General features: G+C 42.4%; 1 protein-coding gene and 1 pseudogene. Both read right to left on the bottom strand.

What is annotated here, in order from left to right; genetic code table 11:
- On the bottom strand, positions 1-1181 hold a 1181-nt coding region (gene pckA, locus AAHB12_RS31025; RefSeq protein WP_342048921.1), incomplete at its 3' end, for a phosphoenolpyruvate carboxykinase (ATP).
- A gap of 61 nt (positions 1182-1242) precedes the next feature.
- Positions 1243-1884, bottom strand: a pseudogene (locus tag AAHB12_RS31020) (type I glyceraldehyde-3-phosphate dehydrogenase); the annotation flags it as partial.

The following is a 1884-nucleotide window of genomic DNA, read 5'->3' as shown; positions in this document are numbered from 1 at the left end:
AAGCATGTCGAAAATGTTACTTGCGGAGAGGTAATCCCCCGCTCTGTTCCGGCTAGCTTACTCGTGTAACCGCTTAAGAAGTGGTACATGGCTTGCTCTTTGGATAACTTGCTGATTGGAGGCAATACGCCGAATGCATCAGCTGTTAAGAACACAATGGTATTTGGATGTCCGGCAACGCTTGGAAGCATAATATTATCGATTGCGTCAATGGGATACGCGGCACGTGTATTTTCAGTTAGCGATACATCGTTGTAATTGGCAAGTCTAGTATTCTCGTCAATCGTAACATTTTCTAATACAGAACCGAATGTAATCGCATCAAAGATTTGCGGCTCCTTCTCGCGAGATAGATTCACGCATTTTGCATAGCAGCCGCCTTCAATATTAAACACACCGTCATCAGACCAGCCATGCTCGTCATCACCGATTAACTTGCGGTCTGGATCTGCAGATAGCGTTGTCTTTCCTGTACCGGATAAGCCGAAAAATAGTGCCACATCGCCCTCTTCACCTACATTTGCAGAACAGTGCATGGATAAAATATCTTGTTCTGGCAACAAGTAGTTCATCACAGAGAAAATGGATTTCTTCATTTCACCTGCATACTCAGTACCACCGATCAGTACAATGCGCTTTTCAAACGAAACGATGATAAACGTTTCAGAATTTGTGCCGTCAAGAATTGGATCTGCTTTAAATGTCGGAGCAGATACGATTGTAAATTGTGCATCGTGTTTAGAGAGCTCCGCCTCTGTCGGACGAATAAACAATTGATGGGCAAATAAGTTATGCCAAGCATATTCATTGATCACTTGAATGGGAAGACGGCAGCTGTGATCCGCTCCGGCAAAACCTTTAAATACGAAGAGTTCTTCTTTTTCTTGTAAGTGCTCTAATACCTTTGTGTAGAGATGATCAAAGTGTTGTTGGGAAATCGGTTGGTTTACGGTGCCCCAATCCATTTTGTCTGCAGTGGATGCTTCTTTTACAATAAATTTATCTTTAGGAGAACGACCTGTGTATTTACCGGTTGAAACAGAGACAGCACCAGTAGAAGTTAATATTCCTTCTTCTCTCATCAATACTTTTTCCACTAGCTGCGGAACACTTAATTGAACCTGTACATTGCTTCCATGTAATAACTCATGTAATCCAATTTGGGCAGTCATCGTACTCATATCTATACCATCCTTTGTCTTTTTTATAAAAACTCCTATAAATAGTTATCAGGTTATCCCTTTAAATAAGTTGCATATGTTTCTGGCTAGTCAAACGATCTGCCACTAGCTTTACGAGATCAACTACGCGGCAAGAGTAGCCCCACTCGTTATCGTACCAGGCAAGAACCTTGATCTTACGGGTTCCCATCACGATTGTCGATAAACCATCAATAATGGCCGAACTTGGATTTGTATTAAAATCTACAGACACAAGCGGTGCATCGCAGAATTCTATGATACCCTTCATCGATCCTTGCGCCGCAGTATGGAGGGCATCATTCACTTGTTCCACTGTCACATCACATTTTACGTCTACTACAAGGTCTACAAGCGATACATTTGGAGTCGGAACACGTAGCGCCATCCCATGCAATTTGCCGGACAAATGTGGCAGTACCTTGGCTAATGCCTTAGCAGCACCTGTTGTAGTCGGAATAATCGATTGTGCGCAAGCCCGGGCTCTACGTAAATCCTTATGTGGATTATCGGTATTGTTTTGATCATTTGTATATGCATGTACAGTGGTCATCAAACCGTTTTCAATGCCGAATTGTTCATCTAACACCTTTACGACGGGAGCAAGACAATTAGTTGTACAGGAGGCATTTGAGATCACATCGTGTTTTGTAAGATCTAATTGCTTATCGTTTACACCAACTAC

This window comes from Bacillus sp. OTU530 (assembly GCF_038440375.1).
Note: the sequence above shows the minus strand (reverse complement) of the source record. Positions and strands in the feature narration are given on the sequence as shown.